The organism is Undibacterium sp. Ji42W (assembly GCF_049340405.1).
Lineage (GTDB): Bacteria > Pseudomonadota > Gammaproteobacteria > Burkholderiales > Burkholderiaceae_D > Undibacterium.
The window spans coordinates 19454-32446 of record NZ_JBMPOV010000014.1 but is presented as its reverse complement, the minus strand read 5'-3'; the positions used below and the strand labels follow the sequence as shown (position 1 = coordinate 32446).

14 protein-coding genes are annotated in these 12993 nt (G+C 52.4%); 1 reads left to right on the top strand and 13 read right to left on the bottom strand.

From position 1 onward, the window contains the following. Positions 1–10: 10 nt before the first annotated feature. The 11 genes from ACO0LG_RS25225 to ACO0LG_RS25175 all read right to left on the bottom strand — a co-directional run bounded on the left by ACO0LG_RS25225 (position 11) and on the right by ACO0LG_RS25175 (position 10816). Positions 11–1633 (bottom strand): carboxyl transferase domain-containing protein, encoded by a 1623-nt coding sequence (locus tag ACO0LG_RS25225; RefSeq protein WP_423030633.1) that lies wholly within the window; start codon positions 1631–1633, stop codon positions 11–13. A gap of 8 nt (positions 1634–1641) precedes the next feature. Next, positions 1642–2025 (bottom strand): YchJ family protein, encoded by a 384-nt coding sequence (locus tag ACO0LG_RS25220; protein WP_423030631.1) that lies wholly within the window; start codon positions 2023–2025, stop codon positions 1642–1644. Positions 2026–2027: 2 nt separating this feature from the next. After that, positions 2028–2423, bottom strand: coding sequence for a rhodanese-like domain-containing protein (locus ACO0LG_RS25215; RefSeq protein WP_423030629.1), 396 nt, complete (start codon positions 2421–2423; stop codon positions 2028–2030). A 35-nt stretch (positions 2424–2458) separates the two neighbouring features. Next, positions 2459–3592: an acyl-CoA dehydrogenase family protein gene (locus ACO0LG_RS25210; protein WP_423030627.1), complete on the bottom strand. Its 1134-nt coding sequence runs from the start codon at positions 3590–3592 to the stop codon at positions 2459–2461. A gap of 49 nt (positions 3593–3641) precedes the next feature. Then, positions 3642–4310, bottom strand: a complete 669-nt coding sequence (locus ACO0LG_RS25205) for an SDR family oxidoreductase (RefSeq protein WP_423030625.1) — start codon at positions 4308–4310, stop codon at positions 3642–3644. A gap of 163 nt (positions 4311–4473) precedes the next feature. Next, on the bottom strand, positions 4474–5655 hold the full coding sequence (locus ACO0LG_RS25200) for an acetyl-CoA C-acetyltransferase (RefSeq protein WP_423030623.1): 1182 nt from the start codon (positions 5653–5655) through the stop codon (positions 4474–4476). 81 nt (positions 5656–5736) lie between these two features. After that, a complete protein-coding gene (gene aceK / locus ACO0LG_RS25195; RefSeq protein ID WP_423030621.1) occupies positions 5737–7518 on the bottom strand; it encodes a bifunctional isocitrate dehydrogenase kinase/phosphatase in 1782 nt (593 codons plus the stop codon). 9 nt (positions 7519–7527) lie between these two features. Continuing rightward, on the bottom strand, positions 7528–8457 hold the full coding sequence (locus ACO0LG_RS25190; RefSeq protein WP_423030619.1) for a pyridoxal-phosphate dependent enzyme: 930 nt from the start codon (positions 8455–8457) through the stop codon (positions 7528–7530). Positions 8458–8483: 26 nt separating this feature from the next. Beyond that, positions 8484–9668 (bottom strand): isovaleryl-CoA dehydrogenase, encoded by a 1185-nt coding sequence (locus tag ACO0LG_RS25185; RefSeq protein ID WP_423010221.1) that lies wholly within the window; start codon positions 9666–9668, stop codon positions 8484–8486. Positions 9669–9770: 102 nt separating this feature from the next. Continuing rightward, the gene (locus ACO0LG_RS25180) at positions 9771–10241 is read right to left on the bottom strand and encodes a PaaI family thioesterase (RefSeq protein WP_423030617.1); all 471 of its coding nucleotides are present in this window, start codon (positions 10239–10241) and stop codon (positions 9771–9773) included. A gap of 179 nt (positions 10242–10420) precedes the next feature. Beyond that, on the bottom strand, positions 10421–10816 hold the full coding sequence (locus ACO0LG_RS25175; protein ID WP_423030615.1) for a MerR family transcriptional regulator: 396 nt from the start codon (positions 10814–10816) through the stop codon (positions 10421–10423). A gap of 190 nt (positions 10817–11006) precedes the next feature. On the opposite strand from ACO0LG_RS25175, the gene ACO0LG_RS25170 reads away from it, so the two are divergent. Beyond that, a complete protein-coding gene (locus ACO0LG_RS25170) occupies positions 11007–12080 on the top strand; it encodes an MBL fold metallo-hydrolase (RefSeq protein ID WP_423030613.1) in 1074 nt (357 codons plus the stop codon). Positions 12081–12136: 56 nt separating this feature from the next. Here the strand turns inward: ACO0LG_RS25170 and ACO0LG_RS25165 are convergent, their stop codons facing one another. Together ACO0LG_RS25165 and ACO0LG_RS25160 are read right to left on the bottom strand one after the other, a co-directional pair. Next, positions 12137–12610, bottom strand: coding sequence for a nuclear transport factor 2 family protein (locus ACO0LG_RS25165; RefSeq protein ID WP_423030611.1), 474 nt, complete (start codon positions 12608–12610; stop codon positions 12137–12139). Between the two features lie 11 nt (positions 12611–12621). Beyond that, positions 12622–12972, bottom strand: coding sequence for a GFA family protein (locus ACO0LG_RS25160; RefSeq protein WP_423030609.1), 351 nt, complete (start codon positions 12970–12972; stop codon positions 12622–12624). Positions 12973–12993: the final 21 nt, after the last annotated feature.

The window sequence follows — 12993 nt, the reverse complement described above, 5'->3', positions numbered from 1 at the left end:
TGATTGTTTTCTACATCCTGAACACGCCAAACTTGACATCCGGTATAGGTGCATTCAAGGCTGCCGACAAACCTAGCCCGAGGACCATGCGAGTATCTGCCGGGTCAATGACACCGTCATCCCACAAGCGTGCTGAGGCATAGTAAGGATGGCCCTGGTGTTCGTACTGCTCCTTGATGGGTTGTTTGAAGGCCGCCTCTTCTTCGGCTGACCAGCTACCGCCCTTGCCTTCTATGCCATCACGTTTTACAGTTGCCAATACACTGGCGGCTTGCTCACCACCCATGACGCTGATACGCGCATTTGGCCACATCCACATGAAGCGTGGTGAATAAGCGCGGCCGCACATGCCATAGTTGCCGGCACCAAAGCTGCCACCGATGATGACAGTGAATTTGGGGACGTTTGCTGTTGCCACTGCAGTCACCATCTTGGCACCATTGCGGGCGATGCCTTCGTTTTCATATTTGCGACCAACCATGAAACCAGTGATGTTTTGCAGGAAGACCAGAGGTATCTTGCGCTGGCAGCACAGTTCTATGAAATGCGCACCTTTCAGGGCAGATTCAGAAAACAAAATGCCGTTGTTGGCGATGATGCCCACTGGCATGCCGTGGATATGGGCAAAACCACAGACCAGCGTCGTGCCGTAGCGCGCCTTGAATTCATCAAAATGGCTGCCATCGACGATGCGGGCAATCACTTCACGCACATCAAAAGGCTTGCGGGTATCGACCGGTATCACGCCATACAATTCTGATGCCGGAAACTTTGGTTCTTCGACTTCTTTCATGACCACGGTTTGTGGCTTCTGGCGGTTCAGGTGCGAAACGATAATGCGCGCCAGTGACAGGGCATGCGTATCATTTTGCGCCAGATGATCTACCACACCAGACAGGCGGGTATGCACATCACCACCACCGAGGTCTTCGGCACTAACGACTTCGCCAGTAGCGGCTTTCACTAGCGGTGGGCCACCAAGGAAAATCGTGCCCTGGTTCTTGACGATGATGGATTCATCGCTCATCGCTGGCACATAGGCGCCACCGGCAGTACAGGAACCCATGACGACCGCAATCTGCGGTATGCCCTTGGCCGACATATTGGCCTGGTTGTAGAAGATGCGGCCAAAGTGATCACGGTCAGGAAAGACATCATCCTGGTTAGGCAGGTTCGCGCCACCGCTATCGACGAGGTAAATGCAAGGCAGATTATTTTGTTCGGCAATCTCTTGCGCACGCAAATGCTTTTTGACGGTCAGAGGGTAATATGTTCCGCCTTTGACTGTCGCATCATTACAAACGATGATGCATTCCTGCCCGGCTACGCGGCCTATGCCAGTAATCACACCGGCAGATGGCGCGGCATCAACATCATTCTTTTCTTTATACATGTCGTAGGCAGCGAGTTGCGAAAACTCGAGGAAAGGCGTACCAGCATCGAGCAGCATTTGTACGCGGTCACGCGGCAAGAGTTTGCCACGCGCCAGATGTTTCTTGCGCGCTTCATCGCCACCACCAAGTGCAATCTTGGCGATCTTTTCTTTGAGGTCATCGACCACGGCTTGCATGGCCGCTGCATTGGCTTTGAATTCTTCAGAGCGGGGATTGAGTTTGGAATCTAAAGTTGTCATTATCTTTTTCACTTTTCTGGAAAACTGCCATCCACGTAAAACCACTTGCCTTCATAGCGCACAAAACGGCTGAGTTCATGCAGCCTGCGCGCCTTGCCAGCTATCTTGTAACGGGCGACAAATTCCACTGTCGCCGCGTCACCATCAGCTTTGAATTTCTTTACTTCCAGCCCCAGCCATCTGGTTGGCTCATCATGCGTGATATGTTCCTTGGGACAAGTCCGCTCATCCCAGGTCGCACGCAGATAAGCTTCATCATTCAGGGTATAGGCCGTGTAGCGCGAACGCATCAGCGCTTCTGCCGTAGGTGCAAGGGCAGCGCCGTTGATGTACTGGCCGCAGCACTGTTCAAGGTTTTTATTCGAGCCACAGGGGCATGCTTGACTGCTCATTATTACTTCTTGCTTTCCTTGATGGCGACTGGTGCACCAGCAGCTTTCCAGGCAGTAAAACCACCATCGATATGGGCAACATTTTCCAGACCCATGTCTTGCACGGTTTTGGTTGTCAGTGCACTGCGCCAGCCAGCGGCACAAAATAAAATAAATTCTTTTTTCTCGCCGAAGACAGGTTTGAAATAAGGTGAATCTGGATCAACCCAAAACTCTATCATGCCACGCGGAGCATGATAGGCACCAGGGATGATGCCTTCACGTTCCAGCTCACGGACATCACGGACATCAATGAACTGCACATTGCTGTTTGCCAGCCTGGCCTGGGCTTCTGCCACGCTATAGGTTTTGATTTCGGCATTGGCTTCATCGACCAGTTGCTTGTAACCTTTTTTCATGCTGTCTCCGTTATTATTTTAAGAAGCGAAACCACTCAGCCAGCCAGTGCACGCCCAATCAAAATCTTTTGTATATCTGACGTTCCTTCATATATCTGGCAAACCCGCACATCGCGGTAAATACGTTCTACCGGGAAGTCACTGACGTAGCCGTAGCCGCCGTGTATCTGTATCGCATCCGAGCAGACTTTTTCTGCCATCTCTGATGCAAACAATTTTGCCATTGCCGCTTCTTTCAAGCATGGCTTGCCTGCATCTTTCATGCTGGCGGCGTGCCAGATAAGCTGGCGGGCAGCTTCTATCTGCGTCGCCATGTCGGCCAGTTTGAATTGGACTGACTGGTGCTCGAAAATAGGTTTGCCAAAACTGGTCCTGTCCTTGGCATAGCTGAGTGCGGCTTCAAAAGCAGCTCTCGCCATGCCCACTGATTGCGAGGCTATGCCTATGCGTCCACCTTCGAGGCCTGACAGGGCAATCTTGTAACCCGCACCTTCAATACCTATCAGGTTTTCTGCCGGAATGCGGCAATTCTCGAACAGGATTTGTGCCGTATCGGATGAATGCTGGCCCATTTTTTGTTCCAGGCTGGCGACGATATAACCAGGCGTGCTGGTTGGCACCCAGAAGGCGCTGATGCCCTTCTTGCCTGCCTCTTTATCGGTGACAGCCATGACGATCGCCACATCAGCATATTTGCCGCTGGTGATGAATTGCTTGACACCGTTGATGACGTAATGATCACCATCCCGTTTTGCTGTCGTTCGCAATTCAGACGCATCACTGCCTGCATGTGGTTCAGTCAGGCAAAAAGCACCGAGCATCTCTCCTCGCGCCAGTGGTGTCAGCCATTGCTTTTTTTGTGCATCATTGGCATACATCATGGCGATGCTGCACACCGGGCAATTGTTGACGGATACCACAGTAGAGGTACCACCATCACCGGCGGCAATTTCTTCCAGCACCAGGGCCAGCGACAGATAATCCATGCCCGCGCCACCAAACTCTTCTGGCACGGCCACGCCATAGGCACCCATTTGTGCCAGTTCCTTCAATTCTTCTGCGGGAAAGTGATGCTCCTTATCCCAGCGTGCGGCATTGGGCACAAGACGTTCCTGGGCAAAAGCGCGCACGGCGTCGCGGATCATTTCGTGTTCTGGTGTGAGTAACATCGTGATTTCTACCTAGCTTCTTATATTTGTTTGCGGAATCGCCGGGAGATTACCAACTCAGGCTGCTGCCGTCGTAATTCAAAAACTTGCCATTGTCTGCATGCGTCAAAGACGCCAGCGTGTTGCGTATGCCCTTGACACTTTCGCTAACGGTAATATCGGCACCAACACCACCCATGTCAGTCTGTACCCAACCAGGATGAAAGCTCACGCATGCAGATTTTTCTGCTTCCAGGGATACATCTTTCAATATCGAGTTCAGCGCTGCCTTGCTGGCCCGGTATAACCAGCCATAAGAGTTTTGTCGCATGCTGATTGACCCCATGGTGGAAGAAATAACCGCGAGTTTGCCCGTAGCATTTTCCACCAATGGCAAAACCAGCGGCAGTATGCGCATCGCAGCAAGGACATTGGTCTGCATGACCGCATCAAACTCGGATTGCGGCGGTGCAGTCAATGCTTCAGTGCGGGTGCCAAAAACACCGGCGTTCAGGATTGCGACATCAATCTTCTCATCCTGAAGTCGCTCTCCAAGACCCCCACAGTCATTGAGCCTTGTCACATCCAACTGCAGCGCCTCGCAGCCCGCTGACTGCAATGCAGCCAAATCTTCCTCCTTGCGTGCAGTGGCGATGACACGCCAGCCAGCTGCCTTGTATTGCATGGCCAGTTCATGGCCTATACCGCGTGAAGCACCGATGATTAAAGCGACTGGCATGGTTTTCCTTCGATTTACAAAATTGTGACCACTGGTATTCTATAAGGTCGAGTAAGCGTAGCGAGCGGCGCAATATTGCGTTAAGAAGCCCTTCGTACTTTAGTACCCAGGCACAACTGGCATCGCAGGCTCAGGAGTGCGTTTCGCTTTAGCTTAATCGGCCTTATACCATTTCAATTGCCAAAGCCGTCCCCTCACCACCACCAATACAAAGCGAAGCCACACCACGTTTCTTACCCTGCTTTTTCAAAGCACCGATCAGCGTAATAATGATACGCGCACCCGATGCACCGATAGGATGACCCAGCGCACAAGCACCGCCGTGCACATTGATCTTGTCGTGAGGTATACCCAGCTCTTTCATGGCGGCCATGGGTACGGTGGCAAAAGCCTCATTGATTTCAAACAGATCGACATCGTCTGTCGTCCAGCCCAGTTTTTTGTACAGCTTCTGGATGGCACCTACTGGCGCGGTCGTGAACCAGCCTGGCTCTTGCGCATTGCTGGCGTGACCAAGGATTCTGGCGATCGGCGTCAGGCCGAGTTCTTTGGCCTTGGATTCGCGCATCAAGACCAGTGCCGCAGCACCATCATTGATGGAAGAAGAAGAGGCAGCGGTAATCGTGCCGTCTTTTTTGAAGGCGGGTTTGAGCGCGGGAATTTTATCCAGCTTGGCTTTCAGCGGGCCTTCGTCCTTGTCGATAATAACATCACCACCACGGCCAGATACAGTCACGGGCGCGATTTCCCATGCGAAAGAACCATCGGCAGTTGCGGCTTGTGCACGCTTGACGGAGGCAATCGCGAATGCGTCCTGGTCTTCACGGCTGAAGTTGTATTTGGCTGAACAGTCTTCAGCAAAAGTACCCATGGAACGGCCCTTGTCGTAGGCATCTTCGAGGCCATCAAGCATCATGTGGTCATACATCATGCCATGGCCGATGCGGTAGCCACTGCGTGCCTTGGGGATCAGGTAAGGGGCGTTAGTCATGGATTCCATACCGCCGGAAACGATGATTTCATTGCTGCCTGCATTGATGGAATCAAAGGCCATCATGGTGGCCTTCATGGCCGAGCCGCACATCTTGGACAAGGTCACGGCACCCGTTGACACTGGCAAACCCGCAGCCAGCAAAGCCTGGCGCGCCGGGGCCTGGCCCTGGCCTGCCATCAGGCAGTTGCCGAACAAGACTTCTTCTACCAGTTCTGGCTTGACACCAGCGCGTTCAACGGCAGCCTTGATGGCAACTGCGCCGAGCTGACTGGCTGTCAGGGAAGAAAAATCGCCCTGAAAAGCACCCATGGGGGTACGGGCTGCACCAACGATTACGATAGGATCATTCATCTTGTTCTCCAAAAATAAAAGCAGATTCACTGCCTGACTAATGAGGGTCTGCGTGCAATAAAATAAATCGGCACGCAACTACTAAGTTGTACTGCTGGCCTGATTGCAAAAGCGGATTTCCTGCGGATAGGGAAACACATCATCCACCTTGCCATCGACTATGCGCTTCTTGCGGGCCTGCCAATATTCGGCGGTCAGCAAGTCAGCGTGATGCTTCATGAAATATTCCTTGACGTTCTTATTCCCCAGCAGAAAGGTACCAAACTGCTCGGGAAAAACATCAGTCCTGCCTATCGGATACCAGGGCTCGGCTGACATCTCTTCTTCTTCGTTGCGTGGCAAAGGTATCTTGCGGAAATTGCAGTCGGTGATGTATTCGATTTCATCATAGTCATAAAACACGACACGGCCATGACGGGTAACGCCGAAGTTTTTATACAGCATGTCACCAGGGAAGATATTTGCTGCCACCAGGTCCTTGATGGCACTGCCATATTCTTTCAGGCCATGTTCCATCGCAGCCATGTCACCATGACGCTCAGCCTCGGTCAGCCAGATATTCAGCGGCGTCATGCGGCGTTCTATGTAGAGATGTTTGATGACGACTTCATCATCATTTACTTCCAGCAGCGACGGGGCATATTGCTTAATTTCAGCCAGCAATTCTTCTGAAAATCGCGAGCGTGGAAATGCCACATCCGAGTATTCCAGCGTATCTGCCATGCGGCCTACACGATCATGGTTTTTCACCAGCAGGTATTTTTCCTTGATCAGGGCCTTGGTGGTTTCCTTTGGTGGCGGGAAACTGTCCTTGATGAGTTTGAACACATACGGGAAAGATGGCAGCGCAAACACCAGCATCACCAGGCCGCGTATGCCGGGTGCGGCTTCTATGCGGTCGGATGAATATTTAAGGTGATGCAGGAAGTCACGATAGAACAGATTCTTGCCATGTTTTTGCAGACCTATCATGGTGTAGATTTCACTGCGTGGCTTTTTGGGCAAGATGCTGCGTATGAATTGCACATAGGCAGACGGTACCTCCATATCCACCATGAAATAAGCACGGGTGAAAGAGAACAGCACGGTGATCAGCGTGGTGTCAAAGATCACCGTATCGAGCACCAGTTCTGCCTTGCGCTTGTGCATGACGGGAATGACAAAGGGATATTCCTTATTGCCATTGATGCCCTTACCTATGATGTAAGCTGACTTATTGCGATAGAACAGGCTGGCCAATACCTGTATCTGGTGATTTGGCTCAAGCTTGGCGGGGCCGAAATTCTCGCGCAGGCGTGCTTCCACCAGGGCAACATCACGGTCCAGGTCTTCAAATTTTGCGTTCAGCTGAAAGTTGGTGACGATACGCTTCAGGGTAAAGTTCAGGCTATCTGCTGCCGGGTAATACACACGGTAACTGGGCGGTGTATCTTCACTTTCCAGATACTCGGTCGAGGTTGCCGGGCGCACAAAGATGAAATCGTTGTGATAATAGTTTCTGTGCAAGAGCTTGGTGCAAACGGTATTGAAAAATGTCTCGGCCAGCTCGGGGCGCAGATGATCGATGAGCATACCCATGTAATGCAGTTTGACTTCGCGCCAGACTTCGTCACTGAGGTCTTCTTCTGCGTATTCATCTTCCAGTGCCTGCACGCATTCACGCACGCGGGTGTCGTAGTAACCTATGCGTTCGCGTGCAGCAACTTGTGCGGCCTTCCAGTCACCTGCTTCAAACTGCTGCTTTGCCCTTTGGCTACTGGCCCTGAACAAACGGTAATGCTTGTCAAAACCATCAAGTATCGACCTGGCGATATCGAAGGCGATTTGCGAAGACAGCAATTTGGGAAAATAGGTGTGGGGCATGGTTGGCGCTCAGGTCAGATGGAACTGGTTTTTCCAAGCCTGTAGTTTACCCAAATCCACGGCAATGCCACCACAAACTACGATCAATGGTTTTTTGAACTCAGCCAGTACTGGCAAGTTCTGGTAAGCAACAGCCAAGGCAGCGCCACATGCGGGTTCCACCAGGGCCAGCATATCGTCGGCAAAGTCCAGACAAGCCTGAACAGCCTGGGCATCACTGACGGTGACGGTGTGGACAGTGCGCTTGCGCGTCCAGTCAAGGGCCTGTTGCGCCACCTTGCGCGCACCCAGTGTGCTGGCAATCGAGGTAATCGCAGGTAAAGTCACCAGCTCGCCTGCCTGCACTGCGGTATGCAGCGAGGCTGCGCCCTCAGTTTCCGACGTGATGATGGGGATGTGGCCGAGGCCATTGCGCTCAAGGCCCAACGCAATGCCACTCAGCAAGCCACCACCACCGACGGAACAGATGACAGCATCAAAATCGAGCTTGCCAGCCACTTCGTCAATCAGCGTCGCATTGCCATCCCAGATGTCGGTATGGTCAAACGGCGGGATATACACTGCACCTGGTTGTTCACACAGGCGCAAGGCGGCCAGATTTGTTTCATCCCAGACACCGCCTTCAACGATGACGGTGGCTCCGATGGCACGTATGGCAGCGCGCACGCTTTCATGCGTGGTTTGCGGCACAAGGATAGTGGTTTGCACACCCAGCGCCACGCCTGCCACCGCAGCGGCAAAACCGGCATTGCCACCAGAAGGGCAAACAAAGTGTCTGGCCCCATTGGCAGCAGCTCGCTGGCACATCAGGCCTATGCCGCGCAACTTGAAAGAGCCGGAAGGCTGGGTATTTTCCATCTTCAGCCAGACTTGTTTGGCCAGGCTGGCAGACAGACGCCGATGCTCAAGCAAGGGCGTAGCGACATGTAATTGCGTCATAAATTGACCAGTGTAGCGCAAATGGCTTATTTGGTTTCTGCAAACAATTCACGGCCTATCAACATGCGGCGTATCTCGCTGGTGCCTGCACCGATTTCATACAGCTTGGCATCGCGCCACAGGCGGCCTACCGGGTATTCATTGATATAGCCATTGCCACCCAGGGTTTGTATGGCTTCGCCTGCCATCCATGTGGCTTTTTCTGCGGAATACAAAATCGCACCGGCAGCATCCTTGCGCAGGGCGCGTACTGCTTCTGGTGTCTTGGCGCGATCACAAGCCTGGCCAACTGCATAGACATAGGCTTTGCAAGCCATCATGGTGGAATACATGTCCGCCAGTTTGCCCTGCATGAGCTGGAATTCACCGATAGGCTGGCCGAATTGCTTGCGGTCATGTACATAAGGGACAACTGCATCCATGCAGGCTTGCATGATGCCCAAAGGGCCACCAGACAAAACAGTGCGTTCAAAATCCAGGCCAGACATCAATACATTCACGCCTTTGCCCAAGCCGCCGAGTACGTTTTCTGCCGGGACTTCGCAATCCTGGAACACCAGCTCACCTGTATGGGAACCGCGCATGCCAAGTTTGTCGAGCTTTTGCGCAATGCTGAAACCTTTATAGCCTTTTTCTATCAGGAAGGCTGTCATGCCACGCGGGCCGGCTTCCAGGTCATTCTTGGCATAGACCACCAGGGTGTCGGCATCAGGGCCATTGGTAATCCACATCTTGGTGCCGTTCAAGACCCAGCGGTCACCCTTCCAGTCGGCGCGCAGCTTCATGCTGACGACGTCGGAACCGGCATTTGGCTCAGACATGGCGAGCGCACCTATGTGCTCACCAGAGATCAGCTTGGGCAGGTATTTGGCTTTTTGTTCTTCCGTACCATTGCGCTTGATCTGGTTCACGCACAGGTTGGAGTGAGCGCCATACGACAGGCCAACCGAGGCAGATGCACGGGAAATTTCTTCCATGGCAATGATATGCGCCAGGTAACCCATGTTCGCGCCACCGTATTCTTCGCTGACAGTCACCCCCAGGATGCCGAGGTCGCCCATCTTGCGCCACAAATCCATGGGAAACTGGTCGCTACGGTCTATCTCGGCTGCGCGTGGGGCGATTTCTGCCTGGGCAAATTGCTGCACGGCTTCGCGCAAAGCGGCGATATCTTCGCCGTGATCAAAAGTCAAACCTGGTAAATGCAGCATGTCGTCCTCACACTTTTATAAAATTGAAATTCGCTGGTTTATGTTGACTTATGCTGACTTTTGATCAAGCATGCCAGCCTTGTTAAGCCTATAGCCTATAGCCTATATCTTCGATTCTGCCTTGGGTATCACAAACAAAGTCTGTTGCATGATGGCACAGAGTTTTTCCTGTCCTTCGTGCACGACAAACACTTCTGCACTAGATACCACCAAAGTTTTTCCTGCCTTCAAGACTTTGCCACGGGCGATCAAAGTATCACCTTTGCCGGGTGCGACGATATTGATCTTGTATTCTGCAGTTAAGCACTCACTCACTGGCATCAATTGTGTATTCGCTGCATAGCCACCAGCCGCATCAGCTATCGTACCGATGACACCGCCATGGAAATAGCCATGCTGCTGGCTGACTGCGTCGCTAAACGGCAAGCTGATTTCACAGGCGCCGGGGGTGATACTGGTCAGTCGGGCATTCCAGGCCATCAATGCGCCCTGTGCATTGAAGCTTTCCAGCAAGCTCAAGGCTAGTTTGTGATCCAGCGTCGCTGTGGTTTGCTGTGTTGCCTGATTGCTCATAAAACCCCCATTAGCCAGGAAAAATCATCTCAGGCAAAAATAATACGTCCAATTGACGTTTACGTAAACGTCAATTCACTGATTTGATGTTTTTCTACTGCAAGCTCAGCATGAATCTTATTAAATTGCGCATGCACTCCATGACATTCCGGTTTAAACAAGATAAGACAAGGCCAGACTTATTTTTCTGCATGGTCCAGTTGCCCCAGCAAACTACGGCTCTTTGCTTCATGCGCGCTGATTTCTGCGAGCATGATTTCTATGTCTTCACGCTGTTGTTCCAGCGCCGCCCTGTGTCTGGCGAGCACCACCAGAAAACTCTGCAACTGTACTTCGGTATCCTTGGGCGAACGGTACATATCAACCAGGCTTTTAATGTCCGACAGGCTCAGGCCCAAGCGTTTGCCGCGCAGGGTCAGCTTCAAATGGGTACGTTCCCGCGTTGTATAAACACGGTTGCGGCCGCCCGGCCCTTCACGCGTAGGGCTCAGCAAACCCTGGTCTTCATAGAATCGTATCGCCCTCGGGGTAATATCAAATTCGCGGGCAAGTTCGGTAATGGTATAGGTGGCCATGGTCAATCTGGTGAAAAAACACAGAAACAGTTTTCTGATTACAATCTGCACTTGATGCAGTTGACGTTAACGTCAAATAGTTTTAAATCGCATTGTAGGCTATTCCAGTGCTTCTGGAGTCATCCATAATGAGAAAACAGGCAGTAGATGGCAACACGCCCTGGCCACCACAATAACAACAGAGACGACCATGAACTTACTGGAACAACAACTCCACTACCCTTTTGGCGAAACCTTGCCCGACACCGGCAAGACCATGGAAATCGCCCCCGGCGTGCTGTGGATACGCATGGGCCTGCCCTTTGCACTGAACCATATCAATCTTTGGCTGCTGGAAGATGAGCTCGAAACCAGCCAGGGCAAGGTGCGTGGCTGGACGGTAGTCGATTGCGGCATCGCCAGCGACGCCACCCGAGATGCCTGGGAGATCTTGTTCGGCGACCTGAACAACCATTTGCGTGGACTGCCCATCATCCGTGTCCTCGCCACCCACTGCCATCCTGACCATATAGGCCTGGCTGACTGGCTGTGCAGCCGCTGGAATGTGCAACTGTGGATGACGGCAGGCGAATATGCCTTTGCCCGCATGATGTCGGCCAGCCTGCCGGGTGCGGACGGCACGGCCATGTTCCCGCACTTTCGCAAGCATGGCCTGGTCGATAACGGCATGCAGGAACAGATACAGGAGAGAAAACCCCATTACACGCGATTGGTGCCTACTGTACCAACTGCCTACCACCGCATGCAAGAAGGTCTGGATGTCATCATCAACCAACGCCACTGGCAAGTCATCGTCGGTTTTGGGCATTCGCCTGAACATGCTTCGCTATATTGCGCAGAGCTGAATATCCTGATCTCTGGCGATATGCTATTGCCGCGCATCTCCACCAATGTTTCGGTGTTTGCGATAGAGCCGGAAGCCAATCCCGTGCAGCAGTATATGGATTCACTGCAAAAATATCTGCCGCTGCCAGAAGACGTGCTGATCCTGCCTTCGCATGGCAAACCCTTCAAGGGCTTGCACACCCGCGTACAGCAATTGCAAGACCATCATGCCGAGCGGCTGGAAGAAGTGAAGACTGCCTGCGCCATTCCACAGTCAGCGATGGATATCGTCCCCATGATGTTCCGCCGCCCGCTTGATTCTCACCAACTGACTTTCGCCATAGGCGAAGCACTGGCGCATTTGCACAAGCTTTGGTATGACGGTGTCTTGCGCAGGGAAACAGGTGACGATGGGGTGCTGCGCTTCGTTGTGAAATAAGTGTAAAGAAATATCGCTCCCGCCCACGCTCTCCAAGGTACGCAGGGGCGATATTTTTATTGCTGGGGTATTCTGCTGATCTGCACGCTAACGATCTGCCATTTACCATCGCGCTGTGCATAGATATCGATATAGCGGTAATGTGATTTGAAAGGCTTGCCATCGTAGCGGCCAGTCATCTTGGTGCGGCCACTGAGCAGGGCGACATTGCCGTACAGGCGTATTTCAAAATCCTCAACCTTGTAGGGGTCTATTGTCAGCTTGTCTGATACCAGGCCATTGACGAAACTGGTCTTGGTTTCAAGATCACCGTCGCCATCTATCTGGCGGAAGTCTTCCGCCATATTGGCTTCTATCGCCGCCTTGTCCTTGCGGACGATGGCAGCATCCCAGTCATCAGACAATTTCGTCAATTGTGCGACCAGGGCGGCGTTTTTTGCATCAGTGGAGTCGGCTGCATGTGCAGGCAATAATCCCAGACTGGCAATGGCCAGCAATACACTGGCCGCTCCCCAATATTTCTTGAACATCTTCATCCTTTTTATAAAGCACGGCCATCATAGTGATGCACGGGTATAGCTGCCAGGTCTATATCTTCCAGGCAGCGCAAATTGATGGCAGCCACCTTGTTGCCTTTGGGATCGACGCCCTCGGCATATGGATGCATGCCGCAAGTGGAGCAAAATTTATGCAATATCACATGCTTGTTGAAGATGTAGGTACTGGCGGCCTCTTCCGGCGTCAGCAGATGCAGATTAGCAAACGGCACAAACCACAGCAGCGAACCCTTGCGCTGGCAGATGGAACAATTACAGGCGAGCCCGCTGTCTATTTCACCCTCTACTTCAAATGCGATTTTGCCGCAATGGCAGCTGCCTTTATGCATGAGCATGTCTCCGAAAATGATAGATAA

Bases quoted from the DNA above. Each gene is read 5' to 3' on its own strand.
- ACO0LG_RS25225 (WP_423030633.1), bottom strand. From the start codon at position 1,633: ATGACAACTTTAGATTCCAAACTCAATCCCCGCTCTGAAGAATTCAAA.
- ACO0LG_RS25210 (WP_423030627.1), bottom strand. From the start codon at position 3,592: ATGTTACTCACACCAGAACACGAAATGATCCGCGACGCCGTGCGCGCT.
- aceK (WP_423030621.1), bottom strand. From the start codon at position 7,518: ATGCCCCACACCTATTTTCCCAAATTGCTGTCTTCGCAAATCGCCTTC.
- ACO0LG_RS25180 (WP_423030617.1), bottom strand. From the start codon at position 10,241: ATGAGCAATCAGGCAACACAGCAAACCACAGCGACGCTGGATCACAAA.
- ACO0LG_RS25165 (WP_423030611.1), bottom strand. From the start codon at position 12,610: ATGTTCAAGAAATATTGGGGAGCGGCCAGTGTATTGCTGGCCATTGCC.
- ACO0LG_RS25170 (WP_423030613.1), top strand. From the start codon at position 11,007: ATGAACTTACTGGAACAACAACTCCACTACCCTTTTGGCGAAACCTTG.
- ACO0LG_RS25215 (WP_423030629.1), bottom strand. From the start codon at position 2,423: ATGAAAAAAGGTTACAAGCAACTGGTCGATGAAGCCAATGCCGAAATC.
- ACO0LG_RS25220 (WP_423030631.1), bottom strand. From the start codon at position 2,025: ATGAGCAGTCAAGCATGCCCCTGTGGCTCGAATAAAAACCTTGAACAG.
- ACO0LG_RS25200 (WP_423030623.1), bottom strand. From the start codon at position 5,655: ATGAATGATCCTATCGTAATCGTTGGTGCAGCCCGTACCCCCATGGGT.
- ACO0LG_RS25160 (WP_423030609.1), bottom strand. From the start codon at position 12,972: ATGCTCATGCATAAAGGCAGCTGCCATTGCGGCAAAATCGCATTTGAA.
- ACO0LG_RS25185 (WP_423010221.1), bottom strand. From the start codon at position 9,668: ATGCTGCATTTACCAGGTTTGACTTTTGATCACGGCGAAGATATCGCC.
- ACO0LG_RS25205 (WP_423030625.1), bottom strand. From the start codon at position 4,310: ATGCCAGTCGCTTTAATCATCGGTGCTTCACGCGGTATAGGCCATGAA.
- ACO0LG_RS25175 (WP_423030615.1), bottom strand. From the start codon at position 10,816: ATGGCCACCTATACCATTACCGAACTTGCCCGCGAATTTGATATTACC.
- ACO0LG_RS25190 (WP_423030619.1), bottom strand. From the start codon at position 8,457: ATGACGCAATTACATGTCGCTACGCCCTTGCTTGAGCATCGGCGTCTG.